At 45.3% G+C, this 19135-nt stretch carries 16 protein-coding genes and 1 pseudogene; 15 read left to right on the top strand and 2 right to left on the bottom strand.

Going from position 1 to position 19135, the window contains the following annotated elements; genetic code table 11:
* Positions 1-13: 13 nt before the first annotated feature.
* Positions 14-1828, top strand: a complete 1815-nt coding sequence (locus KAI36_RS20020) for a reverse transcriptase/maturase family protein (protein WP_220025828.1) — start codon at positions 14-16, stop codon at positions 1826-1828.
* 106 nt (positions 1829-1934) lie between these two features.
* Positions 1935-2059: pseudogene (locus KAI36_RS27445) on the top strand (NucA/NucB deoxyribonuclease domain-containing protein); the annotation flags it as partial.
* Between the two features lie 383 nt (positions 2060-2442).
* Here KAI36_RS27445 and KAI36_RS27625 read toward each other — a convergent pair.
* Positions 2443-2685 carry a DUF6713 family protein gene (locus KAI36_RS27625; RefSeq protein WP_346730212.1) on the bottom strand — a complete coding sequence of 81 codons (243 nt, stop codon included), beginning with the start codon at positions 2683-2685 and terminating at the stop codon, positions 2443-2445.
* Positions 2686-3351: 666 nt separating this feature from the next.
* Between KAI36_RS27625 and KAI36_RS20010 the strand changes: the two genes are divergently transcribed.
* The 3 genes from KAI36_RS20010 (at position 3352) to KAI36_RS20000 (ending at position 5383) form a co-directional block, all read left to right on the top strand.
* Entirely contained in the window at positions 3352-4503 is a 1152-nt protein-coding gene (locus KAI36_RS20010; protein ID WP_220025827.1) for a cysteine desulfurase family protein, read from the top strand.
* A gap of 135 nt (positions 4504-4638) precedes the next feature.
* Positions 4639-5160 (top strand): PRC-barrel domain-containing protein, encoded by a 522-nt coding sequence (locus KAI36_RS20005; protein WP_013311530.1) that lies wholly within the window; start codon positions 4639-4641, stop codon positions 5158-5160.
* A gap of 10 nt (positions 5161-5170) precedes the next feature.
* Positions 5171-5383, top strand: a complete 213-nt coding sequence (locus KAI36_RS20000) for a hypothetical protein (protein WP_013311529.1) — start codon at positions 5171-5173, stop codon at positions 5381-5383.
* 164 nt (positions 5384-5547) lie between these two features.
* On the opposite strand, the gene KAI36_RS19995 is transcribed toward KAI36_RS20000, so the two are convergent.
* The gene (locus KAI36_RS19995) at positions 5548-7521 is read right to left on the bottom strand and encodes a methyl-accepting chemotaxis protein (protein ID WP_220025826.1); all 1974 of its coding nucleotides are present in this window, start codon (positions 7519-7521) and stop codon (positions 5548-5550) included.
* Between the two features lie 210 nt (positions 7522-7731).
* On the opposite strand from KAI36_RS19995, the gene KAI36_RS19990 reads away from it, so the two are divergent.
* The 10 genes from KAI36_RS19990 to KAI36_RS19945 all read left to right on the top strand — a co-directional run bounded on the left by KAI36_RS19990 (position 7732) and on the right by KAI36_RS19945 (position 19127).
* On the top strand, positions 7732-8799 hold the full coding sequence (locus tag KAI36_RS19990) for an AI-2E family transporter (RefSeq protein ID WP_220025825.1): 1068 nt from the start codon (positions 7732-7734) through the stop codon (positions 8797-8799).
* A gap of 351 nt (positions 8800-9150) precedes the next feature.
* A complete protein-coding gene (gene alaS / locus KAI36_RS19985; RefSeq protein WP_220025824.1) occupies positions 9151-11784 on the top strand; it encodes an alanine--tRNA ligase in 2634 nt (877 codons plus the stop codon).
* 136 nt (positions 11785-11920) lie between these two features.
* The gene (locus KAI36_RS19980; RefSeq protein ID WP_007431624.1) at positions 11921-12181 is read left to right on the top strand and encodes an IreB family regulatory phosphoprotein; all 261 of its coding nucleotides are present in this window, start codon (positions 11921-11923) and stop codon (positions 12179-12181) included.
* Between the two features lie 9 nt (positions 12182-12190).
* Positions 12191-12607: a Holliday junction resolvase RuvX gene (gene ruvX / locus KAI36_RS19975; protein ID WP_013311524.1), complete on the top strand. Its 417-nt coding sequence runs from the start codon at positions 12191-12193 to the stop codon at positions 12605-12607.
* Positions 12608-12620: 13 nt separating this feature from the next.
* A complete protein-coding gene (locus tag KAI36_RS19970) occupies positions 12621-12923 on the top strand; it encodes a DUF1292 domain-containing protein (RefSeq protein ID WP_013311523.1) in 303 nt (100 codons plus the stop codon).
* A complete protein-coding gene (locus KAI36_RS19965; RefSeq protein WP_013311522.1) occupies positions 12920-13225 on the top strand; it encodes a DUF1292 domain-containing protein in 306 nt (101 codons plus the stop codon). The genes KAI36_RS19970 and KAI36_RS19965 overlap by 4 nt, the downstream gene beginning before the upstream one ends.
* A 94-nt stretch (positions 13226-13319) precedes the next feature.
* Positions 13320-14348, top strand: a complete 1029-nt coding sequence (gene mltG, locus KAI36_RS19960) for an endolytic transglycosylase MltG (RefSeq protein ID WP_220028175.1) — start codon at positions 13320-13322, stop codon at positions 14346-14348.
* Between the two features lie 11 nt (positions 14349-14359).
* A complete protein-coding gene (locus KAI36_RS19955; RefSeq protein WP_023989901.1) occupies positions 14360-15289 on the top strand; it encodes a peptidase U32 family protein in 930 nt (309 codons plus the stop codon).
* 32 nt (positions 15290-15321) lie between these two features.
* Positions 15322-16653: a peptidase U32 family protein gene (locus KAI36_RS19950; RefSeq protein WP_013311519.1), complete on the top strand. Its 1332-nt coding sequence runs from the start codon at positions 15322-15324 to the stop codon at positions 16651-16653.
* Between the two features lie 224 nt (positions 16654-16877).
* Positions 16878-19127, top strand: a complete 2250-nt coding sequence (locus tag KAI36_RS19945; protein WP_220025823.1) for a methyl-accepting chemotaxis protein — start codon at positions 16878-16880, stop codon at positions 19125-19127.
* Positions 19128-19135: the final 8 nt, after the last annotated feature.

Below are 19135 nucleotides of genomic sequence, written 5' to 3'. Positions count from 1 at the left end.
GAGCGAGAGGCTCATGAGAAATCCAGAAGTAGTATTGGACAATCTAATTTCCAAGTCTAAGGATAGAAACTATAGGTTCGACCGTCTATATAGAAACTTGTACAATCCTGAATTTTACTACCAGGCATATGAAAATATATACGCAAAGCTGGGTAACATGACGGAAGGTTCAGATGGTAAAACCGTGGATGGTTTCAACACTCAAAGAGTTGAAAGATTAATTGAATCACTCAAAAATGAAACCTATCAACCCCAACCATCCCGTAGAGTGTACATTCCTAAAGCCAACGGTAAGAAACGCCCATTAGGTATTCCCTCATTCGACGATAAGCTTTTACAAGAAGTTGTCCGTATGATATTAGAAGCTATATGCGATAGGACATTTCTTGAAACTTCTCATGGCTTCCGAAAGAATCGAAGCTGCCATACGGCTCTTGAACAGGTGCGAGGAACATTTACAGGGGTAAGGTGGTTCATAGAAGGAGATATCGAAGGTTTCTTTGATAATATAGATCATCACGTCTTAATTGATATATTAAAGAAACGTATAGATGATTCTAAATGGATTAGGCTAATGTGGAAATTCCTTCGAGCAGGATTTGTGGATGACTGGAAATTTCATAAAACGTTTAGTGGAACACCGCAAGGTGGAATTATTAGCCCGATACTATCAAATATCTACCTTCATGAACTGGATGTATTCATGAAAGAATACATTAAGGCCTTCGATAAAGGAACCAAAAGAAAGACGACCAGCATCAAGAGGTATCTGGAAATAAAAGCGTATAGAATGAGAAAGAAGCTTAAGAACGAATGGACGGGACTATCGCAAGAACACAGAGGTGAACGCCTCAAGCAGTATAAGGAGCTTAGAGCTCGCTTGCTAAGCACTCAGAGCACAAATCCCATGGACAGTGACTTCAGGAAACTTAAGTATACGAGATACGCTGATGATTTCATCATAGGAGTCATTGGAAGTAAGGAAGACTGTCTGTTCATTAAAGAGGATATAACAATGTTTCTGAAAAACAAGCTAAAACTCAATTTGTCACAGGAGAAAACACTTGTCACAAATAGTGTACAAAAAGCGAGATTTCTGGGTTACGATATTATGATGGCAAGGGGCATGAGTATCGGTACTGACGGCAAGGGGTTCACCAAAAGAACCCGAAATTATATTTGCAAACTCTATCTACCTCAGGATAAATGGGTAAAAAAGCTGAAGGAATATGGCGCACTGGAAATTACACCGGATGGGAAATGGAAACTAAAATGTAGAACTTATTTGAAAGACCTGGACGATATTGAAATTGTAAATATATTTAACTCTGAAATTCGAGGTTTGTATAACTATTACAAAATCGCAAACAACGTGTCTAACCTCCATAAATTCTACCATTTTATGAAGTTCAGCTTTGCCAAGACATTAGGCTCCAAGTACAATATGTCAGTAGCCAAGATGATGGCAAAATATAAAGTTAATGGTGAAATAGGCGTTAAATACGAAACAAAAAAAGGTCAAAAAATAATGTACTTCTACAAAGATGGATTCAAAAGAGTGAGGAAACTAACCAATATCCATGATGCAGACACACTGCCTAATACACTGAAATTTGGGGGAACAACAAGCTTGATGGACAGACTTAAGGCTGCCCAATGTGAGTTTTGTTCAAAAAGCTCAAATGAAATGGAAATACATCATGTGAAAAAACTCAAGGACTTAAAAGGAAAAAAGAAATGGGAATACTTCATGATAGCAAGAAGAAGGAAAACCATAGCACTATGTAGAGAGTGTCACACTGCTCTACATAGTGGGAAATTAGATTGATGAGTGGAGAGCCGTATACATTGAGAGGTGTACGTACGGTTCGGAGGAGAGCGTTTGGAAACCTACTGTAGTAATACAGAAAGGCGCTGGGCGCTTATCCTACGCAGAAGGTGGCGCAGGTGCTGATATTAGATACATAACCCCTAGTGATAATAGGGGAGCAGGATCATGGGTAATCATCAGTTAGATAAATACGCTGTCGGAACTAAAGTGAGGTTTATTGTTAAATAGTAAAAAGCTCTGCTAACCTTAATTGGTCGGCAGAGCTTTTTAGTTGAAGAATTGCTTACAGACGGACATTCTAGGTGGAACTGGTATGAGTTCACTTTTTAAATGTTCGTTGAAAATAAAGTTTTGTTAACTACAATAAAAGAATCAACGGTGGGCTAGGACGGGAAAATAAAGATCTAGACTGTCGCTGTTTCATTGAACTAACGTTTCCCGTTAGCGTAATATGAAATTAATTTTAACCGATAACAATTTAGGTTTCTTTTGCCACAAATCCAACTCGAAAGACTGGTTATTTACTCCAGTGAGAAACGGATTACGTCTCCTTTAAAAATACATTATCCCAAGAAGATGTAACAAACCCAATAAGCCCATTGGATATATAATTAATCTTGAGTATAAGTAAAATTATTATTTGGATGCTTCTCAAAGAAAAAATGAGCGATCGAGTGAAAAATTAAAAATAGATCTAATATTACGAAAGATAAAGGTTGTTGACTAATAAATGAAAACAATAAAAAAGTATATAGCGGTAGATGCAAAATTGTAAATACTTTGAATGCGCGTTTATCTTCCATATCTTTTAGGATTATAAACATTCTCCATTCTTTAGCTCTTATTGCATCCATTTCGTGCAAAAGTAGGAGAGCAAAATTAATTGAAAAAATCATTAGTAAAATTGATGACAAAGTTACACCTCACTTATTGAATATACTCAGAGTTAATCATATCTCACTTTAGGTGAGTTCTGGTACAATCATTAAATAATTACGTTTCGAAACATGGAGAGTTCCATTAAACTGCCCGTTAGCTTAACGTCGCCGTTCAGTCTACAACTTTTCAGCAGGCCGCCAAGGATCTGGAGATAAAGACAGGAAGGCGCACAGAGGACATTAAAGCCGGGCTGTTGGCTCTTGAAAAGGATAATTATCTTTGTGTATGGGAGATAAATCAGATACGCGTCATATCATTATTTTTAATGGCTGGGACAAGGACTAGAAGGTGGGTAAGCCGAAAAGCTACTTTAGAGAATATTAAAATTTTATTGCTACTTCGTATACATCAATATACAATGAAAGGAAATTGTTGATGAGTTCGATTTATGTGTAGGTATTTAGTTTTTTTGAATCACAAAAAATCATATGAAAAATCACAATTCCGACGAATACCCGCGAATACTTGCGGTTGGAATGCTTTTATAAAAACTTTTACAGTGCATTATATTAGGAATGAAGTATATAATTGAATTTCGGCGATACTAAGAACAAGATGTTCTACATTTGAGGTGGATTAACATGAACAGAATTTATCTGGATCATGCCGCATCGACTCCTATGCATCCTGAGGTTGCGCAGACTATGATGGACATCATGACCGGCCAATATGGCAACGCTTCGAGCGTTCATGCCTTTGGCCGCGATGCCAAGCGCACCGTCAGCGCTGCTCGGGATGCCGTTGCGGCCTCTTTGGGCTGCAAGCCTGAAGAAATTATATTTACGAGCGGAGGGACAGAAAGCGATAATCTGGCCCTGTTTGGGACGGCTACGGCAGACGGCCGTACTTCCGGGCATATGATTACAACCGAAGTTGAACATCACGCAGTGCTTCATGCTTGTGATGAACTGGAAAAAGCGGGGTATGAGGTGACTTATGTCCCGGTCAACGGTTTTGGACGCGTGAACCCTGCGGATATCGAGGCGGCCATTCGTCCGGACACTTTTTTGATCAGCATGATGTATGCCAACAATGAGGTGGGCGTCATTCAGCCGATCTCAGAAGTAGGGCAGATTGCGAGAGAACATGGCATTGTATTCCATGTAGATGCGGTTCAAGCTTTGGGTCATATATCCATCGACTGTCGGAATCTCCCGATTGACTTACTGAGTGTGTCGGGTCATAAGATTAACGGACCGCAAGGGGTGGGTGCATTATATATCCGCCAAGGTACACGCATTCAGCCGCTAATGCATGGGGGACTTCAGGAGAAGAAACGTCGTGCCGGAACAGAAAATATTGCCGGTATTGCGGGTCTGGCTAAAGCCGCAACTCTTGCTAATGCTTCCATTGAGGAGCGTGGGGCGCACGATACGGTTCTTCGTCAGACGTTGCTTAAAGGGTTGGAAGACACTCTGGGTAGCCAAAATTTTGTGATTAACGGTGATCCTGATCATTCTTTACCTAATGTCCTTAATGTTAGCTTTCCGGCCATTGGTACAGAGACCATGCTGATGAACCTTGACATGGAAGGAATCGCGGCAGCAAGCGGATCAGCCTGCACTTCCGGGTCTCTAGAGCTATCGCATGTATTGCAGGCGATGGATCTTCCTGAAGATGTTTTATATTCAGCGATTCGGTTTAGCTTCGGTTTGGGTAATACTACGGAAGAAATGGAATACACGGCCAAGAAAATTGAAACCATATGGAAGCGGCTGCGTACTAGGTACTAGGGATTTCTCCGCATTTTAATAAGAAGGGAGGGGCGGTTTTCCATTTCATTGCATGAACGGAAGCAAGGTCTGACAGGCATGTAGGAAAAGGACCGCACCTTCGTTCGGATTGCAGAATGAGGAGGTACCCTATATATGAAGCTTCAAGATATGATCGGACTTGCCGTTTTCGATGTGGAGGACGGGAAGCAGATTGGTAAAATACATGACTTTATGGTGACTGCTGATTGGCGAATCACAGGGATCGAGTTGGAAGGAAAAGGGCTTTTTTCTTCTCACGTGAAAATGGTTGCTTGGGATGACATCGTTGCTTACGGTGAGGATGCGATCATGATTCGCAATCAGCAGGCTGTCCGTAAAACGGAGGCCCATGATATACAACATACGTACTTGCTTGGACCCGGTAAACTGAAGGATCTATCCGTGCTAACAGAGGAAGGGCTCATGCTCGGGCACATCTCGGATGTTTATTTTGACCAGGAAATGGGCAATAACATAATAGGCTTGGAAATCAGCGATGGTTTTGTATCGGATATTATAGAGGGGCGGAAATGGCTGCCCTGCACCGAAGATATGTCCATCGGGGAAAATGCTGTTATGGTTCCCCCGTTAAGCGAGCAGCGTCTGGAAAAAGCCATATATTCTGTTAATGGATAGGGTGAGTTTATTGAGATGTCCGAATTGTAATTCCAAAGATATCGGCAAAATCGGCTCCCATCAATTTTATTGCTGGGGATGCTTTATCGAACTTCAGGTGAATGGTGAAAAAATGTCTGTCTACCAAGTGGAAGAGGATGGAACGCTCAGTTCGCTGGACGACCTATTCTTTGGAGATGAGATGGCACAACAGGACTTGCCGCAAATTCACGCTTCTTCCTAAGCTTGACTCCGAAAGTGGACAGGCTGCTTACTAAGAGGTGTGATCTACATACGGCTTAGTAGGTTGGATAACGCTTGATAAAAAACAACGAAGAGGGTGCCCCAAACGGCCATATTGGCTGGGGGCACCCTCTTTTGTATACCGTTTTTGTGAAGATAGTTAGTCTACAATTTAAAGCGTTTGACCTCTTCCAATAGAAGATCTGCATGAGAATCGAGTTTGGCAGAAAGGTCGGCAATATTATTCATGGCATGACCTTGTTCTTGCACAGAGGAAGCCACTTCCTCTGTAGATGCTGCACTTTGTTCAGAAACAGCGACAACGCTGGAAATGACGTCGGAAATATGCCCGGCATTCACACGGAGATGATCTGCGGCGGCGGTAACGTCCTCAATTTGGGCAAGCATATGCTGAGAAGCCCCACGAATGGATTCAAACGCCTGTCTCGTTGCAATGGCAGCATGCTCCTGTTCTACGGTTACAGCAAGAGCCTTCTTCATTTCCTCCGCGCTTTGTACTCCTGCAATTTTAATTTCTTCCAGCTTACTCATGATACTGTCACTGGAACTGCCCGCTTGCTCAGCCAACTTTCTCACTTCTCCCGCGACGACGGCAAAACCTCGTCCGTGTTCTCCGGCCCGTGCCGCTTCGATGGATGCATTGAGGGCTAGCAGGTTTGTTTGTGCGGCGATATCGTGGATGGCCCCGGCCAGCCGCTCAATATCCTGAGTTTTCAGCGCGAGCGAATCTACGGCTTCTCCTGCCGCAGTTGTCGTTTGTCTGGACTCGGCGGCCAGTTTCGCTTGACGTTCTGCTGTTTCATACCCTGCAAGCACGGCAGAATCTGTTTCGAATACGGCAGTTTGGGTCCGTTTGACACTTTCGCCAATCTGGTCGATGGAGCCTGTCATGTGAGTCAGCTTCTCAGAGCCGGAATATACAGCCTCAGCTTGATCGCTCGCTCCTTGGGCAAGCTCCTGAACTGCACTGGAGATTTGTGACGCGATGGTTCCAGTATCCTTAGCGTGCTGATGCATATCATGGGAAGCTGAACTGACATCGCCCGCCGTATCTGATACCTTGCGCAACAGGTGAGAGAGATTATCAGACATGATATTAAAATCTGTCCCCAGGCTGGCAATTTCATCTTTACCCTTAACATCCACACGAGCGGTCATATCGCCTTCAGCTATACGTTTGACATTCGCTTGGAGTCTGCGAATCGGCTTAATAAAGTTGTTTGCCGCCCAGATCGCCAGCAGCATAGCGACAACCAAGATGATAGCAACCGTTATAATCAACATATTACGAGTGGAGTAATACTCTTGAAAAGCAATATCTTTGGAAATAGACAACCCTACAATCCAGCCTGTGCTAGGCATCTTTTTAAAATAAAGCTGACGGTCACTACCATTATAGCTATAGTCTGTTTCTCCCGAAGCTGCGCTCAGCAGGGCCGCGGTTGATGAACCCAACTCGGGATTGTCCTTGAGGTTTTTGCCAGCCAGCTTGTTGTCTGGGTGCGCGATCACGGCTCCATTTTGGTCAATCAAAAATGCGTAGCCCAATCCGTTCAAGTCTATGCTTTTAATTATTTTTGTCATATCGTTGAGCATTATATCCTCGCTGACCACACCAGTGACGGAGCCATTCGAATTTTTGAGAGGCTTCGCAATAGAAATGGTGAAATTCGTACTATTTGCATCAATGTACGGGGACGAGTAATACATTTCTCCCTTGGTTTTGGCATCCTTGTACCACGGTCGAGCGCGAGGATCATAACCTGCTTCAAACCAGCCAGATCCATCCCAGTAGGTTCCATCTTCAAAGCCTGCGTAAATATTGGAAATGTTTTGATCTTTATAGTTTTGAAAAGCTGCTTTCAGAGATACGGCTTTGGCATCTGATGAGATATCGCTGGATTCCAGACCTGCAGCCAATGTTTCAATAATTTTGGCATTACCACCTATCCATCCGTCGAGCTGATTGACGGTTTCGGAGGTTTTGCTGTTCATAAGCTCTTGGATATCATGGTTGGCCTGATTTTTAACGCTTGTCATGCTAATGATCGACAATGGCCCAGCTGCAACGATAACAATGCAAGTGAAAAGGAGAATAAGTTTGATTTTTAAGTTCATGTAACGACCCCCGATGTTTCAGAAATGTGAAAGCTTAAAGTAGTGCTTTGTACTTATATCGTCAGATGGTATGACTTTGTTAATTGTTTTCATCCGTTTTCATCATTTTTTTACAATGGTAATCTATGGGGCATTCCAGCCTCGCGGGAGGATTAAAGTAGAGGTACAGGCATATACTTAAAGGAGGCTAGTCCGGTAAGGGGGCACGAAATGGAGCAATTAACGAAAAGTAGACTGTTCCGGTACGGAATATGGACGCTGCTGGGACTTGTCATTCTATATTTTATCTGGCTGCTGCGACCTTTGTTTTTGCATTTGTATGAATTTCTGAAAACAATCATTGCTCCGTTTGCGGTAGCGATGATCATCTCCTATGTACTTAATCCCGTTGTCAGTATGCTGGGCGGTCGCAAGGTGCCTCGAAGTGTAGCTGTGCTGCTCATCTATGCTGTGTTTTTAGCCAGTCTCGTTGTGATTCTGATGAACCTGATTCCGATGTTCATTGAACAACTGGATGAGCTGAATGAGCATCTGCCTGAGCTGACCATGCATGCACAAGGATTAATGACGAATATGGATAGCGGGATTTTGCCCCAAGGGGTGCGAACGGGTATGAATCAATGGTTTTTCCAACTAGAGAATCGGATGGCAACAGGGATTTCTACCTTTATGGATAACATCGGTGGGATGATCAACATGCTGTTCAATGTGTTCATTGTACCGTTCCTCATTTTTTATATTTTGAAGGATTTTGATGTGTTCGAGCGGACGATTGTGTCTTACCTCCCGCGTTCTCGTCGCAAGGCGATTGTAACGGTACTTAAGGAAATTGATCAGGCGCTTGGCAACTATGTCAGGGGACAATTACTGGTATGCGTCATTATTGGAGTGATGGCTTATCTCGGATATATGCTAATTGGCATGCCTTATGCGCTGTTGCTGGCAGGAGTGGTTGCGGTTTTTAACATCGTTCCGTATTTGGGCCCCTTTTTGGGAGCCGCTCCGGCAGTAGTCATGGCTTCTACGGTCTCCTTAAAAATGGTGCTTTTGGTCGTGGTTGTTAACACCTGTATTCAAGTGTTGGAGAGCAATGTCATTTCTCCCCAGGTGGTGGGACGAACGTTGCATCTGCATCCGATAGCCATTATTTTCGCTCTGCTAGTAGGTGGGGAAATTGCGGGAATTACCGGCTTGATTTTAGCGGTTCCCGTAATGGCAGTTTTAAAGGTAGGACTTCAGCATTTTTTTGCTTATTACGTGAAGCGGAAAACAAACTGATTTTGTCCATACACCGTATGTATCTTGTCTGAAATCGCGTTGACACGGCTAAATGACACGGATATACTGAGTTGAGTATGTTTAAATGTGTTTATCCAGTAGGGAAAGCTCATTTCGAAGTGCGGGCTGAACCCGCCGGGATGCTCCCGTTACCAGTGAAAACAAGGCGATCGATCGTCCGTTAAGCAAATGTTGGTGTGCAGCTTGCGCATGGGCATTTCGTACAGAGGGGACGGCGTTAACCAGGGTGGTACCGCGATACAATCGTCCCTGATCCGTTCAGGGGCGTTTTTCTGTTTTTTTATGGCCTGTGCCAGGAACCAGTGACACCATAATTAGGAGGCTACTTATATGAAAGCTAGTGAAATCCGCTCCAAATGGCTGGAGTTTTTTGAAAGCAAGGGACATGTGATTGAACCAAGCGCGCCGCTTGTTCCACATAAAGATCCTTCCCTGCTGTGGATTAATGCGGGTATGGCACCGCTTAAGCCTTATTTTGACGGACGTGTGAAGCCAGAAAATCCACGTATTGCCAATTCGCAAAAATGTATCCGGACGAACGACATTGAGAATGTCGGTAAAACGCGCCGCCATCACACCTTTTTTGAAATGCTCGGCAACTTTTCCATTGGTGACTATTTTAAAGAAGAAGTCATTACATGGGCATGGGAGTTTCTGACGGATCCAAAATGGATTGGTTTTGATCCGGAACGTCTGGCTGTAACTGTGTATCCTGAGGATGAGGAAGCGTACAAGCTGTGGAACGAAAAAGTTGGACTTCCTGCCGAACGTATCATCAAACTGGAAGATAACTTCTGGGATATCGGTGAAGGCCCTTGTGGACCTTGTACGGAAATCTTTTATGATCGTGGCGAAGCCTACGGCAGCGACATGACGGACCCTGAAATGTATCCGGGGGGAGAAAATGAGCGTTATCTGGAAGTGTGGAACCTCGTATTCTCACAATTCAACCATAACAAAGACGGCAGCTATACGCCGCTTCCGAACAAAAATATTGATACAGGGGCTGGATTAGAGCGTTTTGCATCCATTTTGCAAAATGTGGATTCCAACTTTGATACGGATATCTTCCAGCCACTAATCCAAAAAACAGCGGCGATGGCAGGAGTAAAATATAACGAAAATGTGGACAGTGACGTAGCTCTTAAAGTTATTGCTGACCATGTCCGCACCGTAGCTTTTGCAATTGGTGACGGTGTGCTGCCTTCTAATGAAGGACGGGGTTACGTGATTCGCCGTTTGCTGCGCCGGGCTGTGCGCTATGGAAAAATGCTGGGCATGAACCGTCCATTTATGTTTGAGCTGGTGGAAACCGTTGGGGATGTCATGGGTGTGTATTACCCTGAGGTAGTGGACAAGCGTGATTTCATCATTAAAGTGATCAAAACGGAAGAGGAACGCTTCCATGAAACACTGACAGATGGATTGGCAATTTTGTCCGATATCAGTGCTCAGGCGAAGGCCGAAGGTCGCAATGTCATTAGCGGAGCAGATGCTTTCAAACTGTATGATACGTACGGGTTCCCATTCGATCTCACAGAGGATTATGCGGACGAGCAGGGCTTGAAAGTAGACCGTGAGGGTTTTGATGAAGCGATGCAGGAGCAACGCAAACGTGCTCGTGATGCTCATCAGGACAGCGCGAGCATGAAGATTCAGGGCGGAGCTTTGTCCGATCTGGCGGTTAAAAGTGAATTTGTTGGATATAATGACCTCGTAACTGAGTCTAAAATTGTGGCGATTGTATATGAAGATGTACTGGTGGACAGTGTTAGTGAAGGGCAGTCTTGTCAGGTCGTGCTGGATGTGACTCCTTTCTATGCCGAAAGCGGAGGACAAGTCAGTGACCATGGCTTGCTGCGTGGAGGTACGGTAACCGCGAAGGTCGAAGGACTGTTTAAGGCGCCACAAGGTCAGCATGTGCATCAGGTTGTTGTAGAAGCCGGTGAACTGAACGTGGGCGATACGGTGAAAGCAGAAGTAGATCAAGCTTCACGTGGAGAAATTGAGAAAAACCATACGGCTACACATTTGCTTCACAAAGCGCTTAAAGAAGTGCTGGGTGACCATGTCAATCAGGCGGGCTCTTTGGTTGAGCCTGGGCGTCTACGTTTTGACTTCTCCCATTTTGGAAGCATTACACCAGAAGAGCTGGCGGATATTGAACTGCGTGTAAACCGTGCCATCTGGAGCCAACTGGACGTTAATATTGAACTGAAACCGATTGATGAAGCCAAGGCTCTCGGAGCAATGGCGCTGTTCGGTGAAAAGTATGGAGATATCGTACGGGTCGTTAAGGTAGGCGATTACAGCATTGAACTATGCGGTGGCTGTCATGTCAGCAATACTTCGCAAATTGGCTTGTTCAAGCTTGTCAGCGAGAGCGGCATTGGATCAGGTGTACGTCGTATCGAAGCGGTGACCGGACGTTTTGGCTTTGAATATATGGAGGGTCAATTAGAGCTGTTGAAGGTGTCGGCTGGGCTTGTAAAATCCAAGCTGTCTGAGGTGCCAAAGCGTATCGAATCTTTGCAGCAACAAATTAAAGACCTTAGTCGTGAAAATGAATCGCTGCAAAGCAAGCTGAGCGTTATTGAGGCGGGCCAGCTGACCGATCAGGTCGTGCAAGCAGGCGGGGTGCAGCTGTTGGCTGCACGCGTGCAGGCTTCCAGCATGGATGCGTTGCGTGCGATTGCTGATGAACTGAAAGGAAAACTTCCGGCTGCTGTGCTGGTGCTCGGCGCTGCAATGGACGACAAAGTTAATTTTGTCGTAGCAGTTCCGGCAGAGTATACCAAGGCTGGACTTCATGCAGGCAAGCTCGTGAAAGAAATTGCTGCCGTATGCGGTGGCGGTGGTGGCGGACGACCTGACATGGCGCAAGCCGGTGGTAAGGATGCCAGCAAGCTGGACGAAGCACTCCAACGTGCGCATGAACTGGTGTCGGCAGCCTCACAAGGATAAAGTTCGATAATTTTTGCGGATTTTTGGGAAAAAACGGGCTTAGATATTTCCTTGTAGGGCTTTGCTTATGGTATGATGTAAAAGAATAAGCTGGCATAAACATGTACACATGTTTTGTGGAAGCGAGGTGTCAACAATGGATTCCATGGACAAAACGGTCAAATTTAATGTCAAGGCAGATGAGAAGGAAGCTTCTGCTCAGGAGATTTTGTTGACCGTATATGATGCGCTGGTGGAAAAAGAATACAATCCGATCAATCAAATCGTCGGCTATTTGCTATCCGGTGATCCGGCTTATGTGCCACGGCATAATAATGCCAGAAGCCTGGTACGTAAAAAAGAACGCGATGAGTTGATTGAAGAGTTGGTTCGTTTCTATCTCGCCAAGCACCGTTAGGAGACAGGCATGAAAGTAATGGGATTAGATTACGGGGATCGCCGAATTGGGGTCGCCGTAAGTGATGCCTTCGGCTGGACCGCCCAAGGATTGGAAGTCATAGAACGACGCGGTGACGACAGCGAGTTCGGTAAAATTGCAAATTTGGTTCGTGACAATGAGGTCGGCGAGATTGTTGTAGGCTTGCCGAAAAACATGAACGGAACCGTGGGTCCACGCGGTGAGATTTGCATCGAGTTTGCGAACCGACTCAAGGAGTTACTGGGTTTACCCGTTCACCTTTGGGATGAACGGCTGACGACGCGTTCGGCGGAGCGTGCGCTTCTGGAGGCCGACGTCAGCCGAAAAAAACGCAAGCAGGTGGTAGATAAACTGGCCGCAAGCCTGATCTTGCAAAACTATTTGGACGCACACAGTACAAGGTGAGGGGGATTTCGTAATGGCTGAAAATCAAGTGGGTATGGAAGAAGAGCCGGAAATTATTTATATTGCCGATGACGAGGGCAACGAGGAAGAGTTCGAGGTCATTATGAAGTTTGAGGTAGATGGTTCCGAAGCGAAGTACATGATGGTTGCGCCAGTGGACCCTGAAGCTGATGAGTCCGATGTGTACGCCTTCCGTTACGAGGAAGAAGGCGATGATATTAAATTGTTTGTGATCCAAGACGATGCCGAATGGGAAATCGTCGAAGAGACCTTTAATACATTTGTAGAAGAAGAGGAAGAGGAAGACGGGAAATGACGAGTTATTCACGTGAAGACCTGAGTTGGACCTCTGATTTGAAGGAAACGTTCGACGGCGATGTAGAGCTGCAGGATGAACAGGGCCATGCGATTCGCATGGAATTGGAAGCAGAGTTCAAGGTAGGTGAGCAACGGTACGCCGTATTGCGTAGACCTGGGGCTGCTGTTGGCGAACATGAACTTTACCATGTAAGCTCATCCACAGACGGCGAAATCTCCATCACCACCATTGAAGATGATGATGAGTGGGAAGATATTTCCGAGCTGTACGACGAATGTACGTTGCCGGAAGAACTGTAAGTCTGGATAACGATGAGATCAAACCTGAAAGGGCGGACCAGTCCGCCCTTTTTGGCTGTGAAGGAGTTGGGTGAATGTGAAACGAAGGACGAGGATGTTTACGTTGCTTCTACTGCTTATCATTATAGCAGCAGGGGCAGCCCTCTATATTTGGAATGCCATGCAGCCTGTTCAGCCCCAAACACAACCGGTTGCTTTTACGGTGGTGCAGGGAACAGGAACATCGGCAATTGCAGATACGCTGGAGCAAAAGGGACTTATACGTAATGCGCTCGTGTTTAAGGCTTATGTAAAATTCAAACAGCAAGGAAGCGGATTTCAGGCCGGAAAATATGAGGCGAAGCCTGGCGCAACCTTTGATCAGTTGATTACTAAGTTATCGGCTGGAGATGTTGTCAAAGAGGAAATGATTCGTTTTACAATCCCGGAAGGTTTTACGATTAGACAGATGGCTGATAAGCTGCAAAAGGAAGGACTGGCAGACCGGCAGCAATTTTTGCAGCTGGCCAACGATCCGTCCGCTTTTGACGTCGCGCTGGTGCGGGACATTCCAAAGCAGGCGGGGCTTCGCTATGCGCTGGAGGGCTATCTTTTCCCGGAAACCTATGAGCTGAAAAAGGGCAGCACGGCCAAAGATATTATACAGGCGATGCTAGGACAGACGCAAAAACGGCTGGAGACTGTTTCCAATTTGGATGCCAAGCTAAAACAACGGGGTGAAACGCTGCATCAACTGCTGACGGTTGCTTCTCTAGTAGAGCGCGAGGTAGTTGTGGATGATGAGCGGTCTGTAGTAGCTGGCGTCATTTATAACCGACTCAAACAGGATAAGAAGCTGGAAATTGATGCTACAGTTCAATATATGCTGGACAAGCAAAAGGAACGGCTGTATTACAAGGATTTGGCTGTGGAAAGCCCTTATAATACGTATATGCATCAGGGACTTCCACCAGGGCCGATTGCAAGTCCCAGTCTGAAATCAGTGATAGCGGCTTTACAGCCGAAAGCTACAGATTATTTGTTTTATGTGACCAAAAAAGATGGGACACATGAACATTTGTTTGCCAAAACGTATAAAGAACATTTGCATAACATTCAGGTAAGTAACCGTAAGACAAATTAGGAGGTGAGCCTATGGCTTACAAACCCGAACTACTGGCAACTGCCAGCTCTCCGGAGGATGCCCGCCATATGCTGGAGGCTGGAGCTACTGCATTACTTATTGGAGATGACCGCTTTGGAATGCGGCTGCCGGGACATTTTACACCAGACCAAATCCGTGAAGTGGTGGAAGAGGCACGGAAGCATACGGCGCAGGTATACGTATCCATGACGAATTTGATGACGAACGAGCTATTGCCGCTCCTTCCCGAATATGTGCAGACCCTAGCTGGATGCGGCATAGACGCCATTGAGTTTAATGATCCCGCAGTGCTCATGGCCGTGAAGGAGTACGCCCCGCATCTTAAGCTGTTCTGGAACGGTGAGATGATCTCCACCAACTTCGCAACCGCCAACTATTGGGGTGAAAAAGGAGCTTCCCGGGTCATTTTGGCTCGTGAGCTCAGTATGGATGAAATTACCGAAATGATACCAAAGTTGAACATAGAAGCACAGGTTCAGGTACATGGCATGACCAATATTTATCACTCCAAGCGTAAGCTTGTTCAAAGTTATATGCTGCACCAGGGACGTAATGTAGAAGGCGATTTGGGTAGAGGGCGCGGCTTGTTTCTGATTGAAGCAGAGCGGAAGGAAGAGAAGTTCCCCATCTACGAGGATATTAATGGGACACATATTATGAGTTCAGATGATTTTTGTATCATGGAGGACCTGCATATTCTGATGGAGGCGGGCGTGCATAGCTTTAAGATCGAGGGCTTATTAAAACCTACGGCTTACAATGAGGCGGTTGTTCGTGCTTATCGTAAAGCCATAGATAATTATACAGCTGACCCGGATGCTTATGCTTATGATGAAAGCTGGCTGGATGAAGTTCGCCGTCTTCAAGATCCGGAACGGGAACTTTCCTTCGGATTTTTCTATAAAGAGCAGGTTTATTAATTTTAAAATGAATTCACAGAGGGGGGAACGTCATGGGGACGATAACCAAAACGAGAAAATATATAGGTAAACGGAATCGTCTGGATAAGCCGGAGCTGTTGGCTCCTGCCGGAAATCTGGAAAAGCTGAAGTTTGCCGTTCACTATGGCGCGGATGCTGTATATATTGGTGGACAAAAATATGGTCTGCGTTCTAACGCCGATAATTTCAGTTTTGAAGAAATGCGCGAAGGTGTAGAATTTGCCAACAAGTACGGTGCTAAGGTGCTTGTAGCCACCAATATCTATGCCCACAATGAAGATATTGCCGGAATCGAGGAATACTTGCGCAATCTGTACGAGGCAGGAATTCATGCCGTTATCGTCGCTGATCCGGCTATTGTATCCGTGGCATTGCGTGCTGTTCCCGGATTGGAAGTGCATTTGAGCACACAGCAGTCCACGCTGAACTGGCAAGCGGTAAAGTTTTGGAAAAACGAAGGACTACCGCGTGTGGTACTGGGACGTGAGACCAGTCTGGAGGAAATCGAAGAAATTAAAAAGCATGTGGACATCGAAATCGAAGCATTCGTCCATGGTGCGATGTGCTCTTCATTTTCCGGCCGCTGCGTGTTGTCCAATCACTTTACAGACCGTGATTCCAATCGTGGGGGATGTTGTCAGTCTTGCCGCTGGAAATACGATTTGTTTGAGGATGCCCGCCCAGGTGAGGTTTGGATATCTGAGGAAGAGGCACAGGAGAGCAATGCACTAAAACAGTTCCAGCTCGGTGTTAACCAGCTTCCACTGTTCGAAGAGAGCGATAATGCCTTTTCTATGGGTTCCAAGGATCTGTGCATGATTGAAAATGTCCCTGATCTGATTGATGTAGGTGTGGACAGCTTTAAAGTGGAGGGACGTATGAAGTCCATCCACTATGTGGCTACGGTCGTGAATGTCTATCGTCAAGCGATTGATTCCTATATGGCTGATCCTGAAAATTATGTGCTCAAACCAGAATGGATTGAAGAAATTAACAAGGCAGCCAATCGACCGTTGAATACAGGGTTTTTCTACGATACACCGGATCATGAGGATCATATTTATGAGCCGGAAGAAAAAGCAGTCCCTTATGATTTTGCCGGACTGGTCATGGACTACGATGCCGCGAGTGGCATTGCAACCATTCAACAACGGAACCATTTTAAACCAGGGCATGAAATCGAATTTTTCGGTCCGAACGGAACATTCTTTAAACAAACGGTCGGAACGATCTGGGATGAGGAAGGCAACGAATTGGATGCTGCTCGTCACCCGCTTCAACGAATTAGAATGAAGGTAGATCAGCCCGTATCGTATTTTGATATGATGCGTAAAAAGAAGTAAATAAGCCTTAAGTCACAGGTGAAAAGATACAAAAGCCTCTCCTATCGGTTGGAGGGGCTTTTTTTTGAATAGTTTTCTAGGAAAAAAGTTTCACAAAATTTAGTTGATACTCAAAGGAAAGCTACATTCCTTGTCGAATAGTTCCGATAGAAGTTATATAGATAATAGATACATAATGGATGACGTGGAATTAGAAACTAATTATATGGTGGTAGGTGAGAGAAATGGGTTTACGGAAAAAAGAGGGGAATACATCAAAAAGGCAACCCAAGAAAACGGATCAAATGCAGGGTTTGAAAGGCAGTAAAGTGACAACGGATAAAGGGGAACAAACGGTTACAGTGTCTTCGAAGGTTGCCCCCTGGGTAGCTAAGGCGACTCGTAAAGGTACACACAATTTAAAGCGTTTACTTAAGCCGGAAAGGTACAGTAAAGATTTCATGCATTTGGTCAAAAACTATAATCCGATACGTTCGGTTGGAATGAAGTTGTTTCTGATCTTTTTTGCGGCAATTATGTTATTTGTGGTCAGCTTGGGGATGCTCTCATACTACAAGGCTAAAAGTACGATTGAGCAAAATGCAGCTACGGCTTATCAGCAGACCGTTCAGCAAACTTCAGAAAAGCTTGATATTATTCTAGAGCGCTTTCAAGACACATCGACACAGGTATTTTTCGATACTGAATTAAGTGATCAGTTGCAAAAGGCTGTAAAGCAAGATAAAAACCCTTTTGCATCTTTTGTTGCTATGGGCGAAGTAAACAAGAAATTAACGAATATTGCTTTTACGAATAAAGCGATCGATTCATTGTACTTGTACCCGGAAGAAACCAAGTTAGCTGCAATGGGCACCGGAACACAAAAGGATGTACGGCAGGAAGCGTGGTTTAAGGATATTTTGAAAAACAAGGGAATTGTTTGGCTACCTACGCAGGTGAATGACAATGGCAGCAAGACTTTTCGCCTAGCACGCTCCATGAACAGTATGTCCGGGTTGGGAGGGACTTACGTTCTGGTTATGGATTTAAAGTCCAGTGCGGTGGAGGACGAGTTGAAAGGTGTTAATTTGGGCTCAGGCAGTATGATTAGCCTTGTGACAGACAAGGGTGAGTTTGTAGGTTCTAATAATGAGAGCTTGGCAGGAGGAAAGACAAAGCTGGATTACGTTTCCAAGCTTGAAGGGATCGAAGGAAATCAAATTATGGAGCAGGAAGCAGACGGCAAAGAGCAAAATGTGCTTACGGTTCATAATACGCTGGGAACTTCCAAGTGGATTCTCGTGGGTGTAGTACCTGTATCTGAGCTGGTGAAAGACGCTAAGGGGATACTAACCACAACCTGGATATTTGCCGCAGTGGCTGCACTCATTGCATTGTTCATTGGCCTGTGGATCGTGCGCCTCGTGGCGCGTCCATTGACACATCTGAAGGATTTAATGGTCGAAGGCGCCAAAGGCAACTTGCAAATCCGAACGAACTATAAGGCTCAGGATGAAATTGGACAGTTGTCAGAAAGCTTTGATGCGATGATGGAGCAAATTACATTGCTGGTAGAACAGACGAATGCCTCAGCTCAGGAGGTTCTGAATACAGCGACGGAACTAGGCGATGCCTCGAAGAAGACAGCCATTTCAGCCAAAGAAATTGCAGCAGCAACGGAAGAGATTGCTCATGGCGCCGCCAGTTTGGCAACAGAGGCTGAACGTGGCAGCGGACTTACCGGGAATATATCTCAGCAAATGGATACGGTTATGGCTTCCAATTATGAAATGAGTCTGGTCGCACAAGAAGTTGAACAATCCAGTGAAAAAGGGACCATTCAGCTGAAAAATCTATTAGGCAAGACTCGGGTTACGGAAGAAACTACACATGCTCTGGTGGGCAAAGTAGATGAACTGAAGCAGACAACTTCTGATGTATTTAAGGTGCTGGACGTACTACAGGATATTGCGAAACAAACGAATATTCTATCACTGAATGCGACGATTGAAGCGGCACGAGCGGGGACGGCCGGGCGTGGTTTTATGGTGGTAGCTAATGAGGTTCGGCAGTTGGCCGAACAATCACGTCAAGCTATTCGTACGGCTACAGGCATTATTAACAACATCGTCAATGAAATGAATGAAACGGTACAGGCATTATCTGAGGTGTATCCGCTGTTCCGGGAGCAGATGGGAGCCGTACAGGAAACAACGGATATTTTCCAATCGGTGCAGCAGCAAATGGGAGAGTTCGCGCTACGATTGGGAACGGTCACCGCCTCCATTCATCATCTGAGTGAATCGCAAACCACTTTGTCCGAGGCAATGACCAATGTAAGTGCGGTAGCCGAGCAATCCTCAGCTACTTCGCAGGAAGTCGCTTCGCTCAGCACTGAACAGGCCAATATTGGTAATCAACTGGTAGGCTTGTCGGATAAGCTGGAAGGAGTATCGGTGAATTTGAAAGAACAGCTTTCGCGGTTTACGGTGTAGATATAACA

It is taken from the genome of Paenibacillus sp. S02, from assembly GCF_019454065.1.
GTDB lineage: Bacteria > Bacillota > Bacilli > Paenibacillales > Paenibacillaceae > Paenibacillus > Paenibacillus polymyxa_B.
Note: the sequence above shows the minus strand (reverse complement) of the source record. Positions and strands in the feature narration are given on the sequence as shown.

Excerpts from the sequence above, each read along its gene's own strand:
- KAI36_RS20020 (WP_220025828.1), top strand. The coding sequence starts at position 14 with ATGAGAAATCCAGAAGTAGTATTGGACAATCTAATTTCCAAGTCTAAG.
- KAI36_RS27625 (WP_346730212.1), bottom strand. The coding sequence starts at position 2,685 with ATGGATGCAATAAGAGCTAAAGAATGGAGAATGTTTATAATCCTAAAA.
- KAI36_RS20010 (WP_220025827.1), top strand. The coding sequence starts at position 3,352 with ATGAACAGAATTTATCTGGATCATGCCGCATCGACTCCTATGCATCCT.
- KAI36_RS20005 (WP_013311530.1), top strand. The coding sequence starts at position 4,639 with ATGAAGCTTCAAGATATGATCGGACTTGCCGTTTTCGATGTGGAGGAC.
- KAI36_RS19995 (WP_220025826.1), bottom strand. The coding sequence starts at position 7,521 with ATGAACTTAAAAATCAAACTTATTCTCCTTTTCACTTGCATTGTTATC.
- KAI36_RS19990 (WP_220025825.1), top strand. The coding sequence starts at position 7,732 with ATGGAGCAATTAACGAAAAGTAGACTGTTCCGGTACGGAATATGGACG.
- alaS (WP_220025824.1), top strand. The coding sequence starts at position 9,151 with ATGAAAGCTAGTGAAATCCGCTCCAAATGGCTGGAGTTTTTTGAAAGC.
- KAI36_RS19980 (WP_007431624.1), top strand. The coding sequence starts at position 11,921 with ATGGATTCCATGGACAAAACGGTCAAATTTAATGTCAAGGCAGATGAG.
- ruvX (WP_013311524.1), top strand. The coding sequence starts at position 12,191 with ATGAAAGTAATGGGATTAGATTACGGGGATCGCCGAATTGGGGTCGCC.
- KAI36_RS19970 (WP_013311523.1), top strand. The coding sequence starts at position 12,621 with ATGGCTGAAAATCAAGTGGGTATGGAAGAAGAGCCGGAAATTATTTAT.
- KAI36_RS19965 (WP_013311522.1), top strand. The coding sequence starts at position 12,920 with ATGACGAGTTATTCACGTGAAGACCTGAGTTGGACCTCTGATTTGAAG.
- mltG (WP_220028175.1), top strand. The coding sequence starts at position 13,320 with ATGTTTACGTTGCTTCTACTGCTTATCATTATAGCAGCAGGGGCAGCC.
- KAI36_RS19955 (WP_023989901.1), top strand. The coding sequence starts at position 14,360 with ATGGCTTACAAACCCGAACTACTGGCAACTGCCAGCTCTCCGGAGGAT.
- KAI36_RS19950 (WP_013311519.1), top strand. The coding sequence starts at position 15,322 with ATGGGGACGATAACCAAAACGAGAAAATATATAGGTAAACGGAATCGT.
- KAI36_RS19945 (WP_220025823.1), top strand. The coding sequence starts at position 16,878 with ATGGGTTTACGGAAAAAAGAGGGGAATACATCAAAAAGGCAACCCAAG.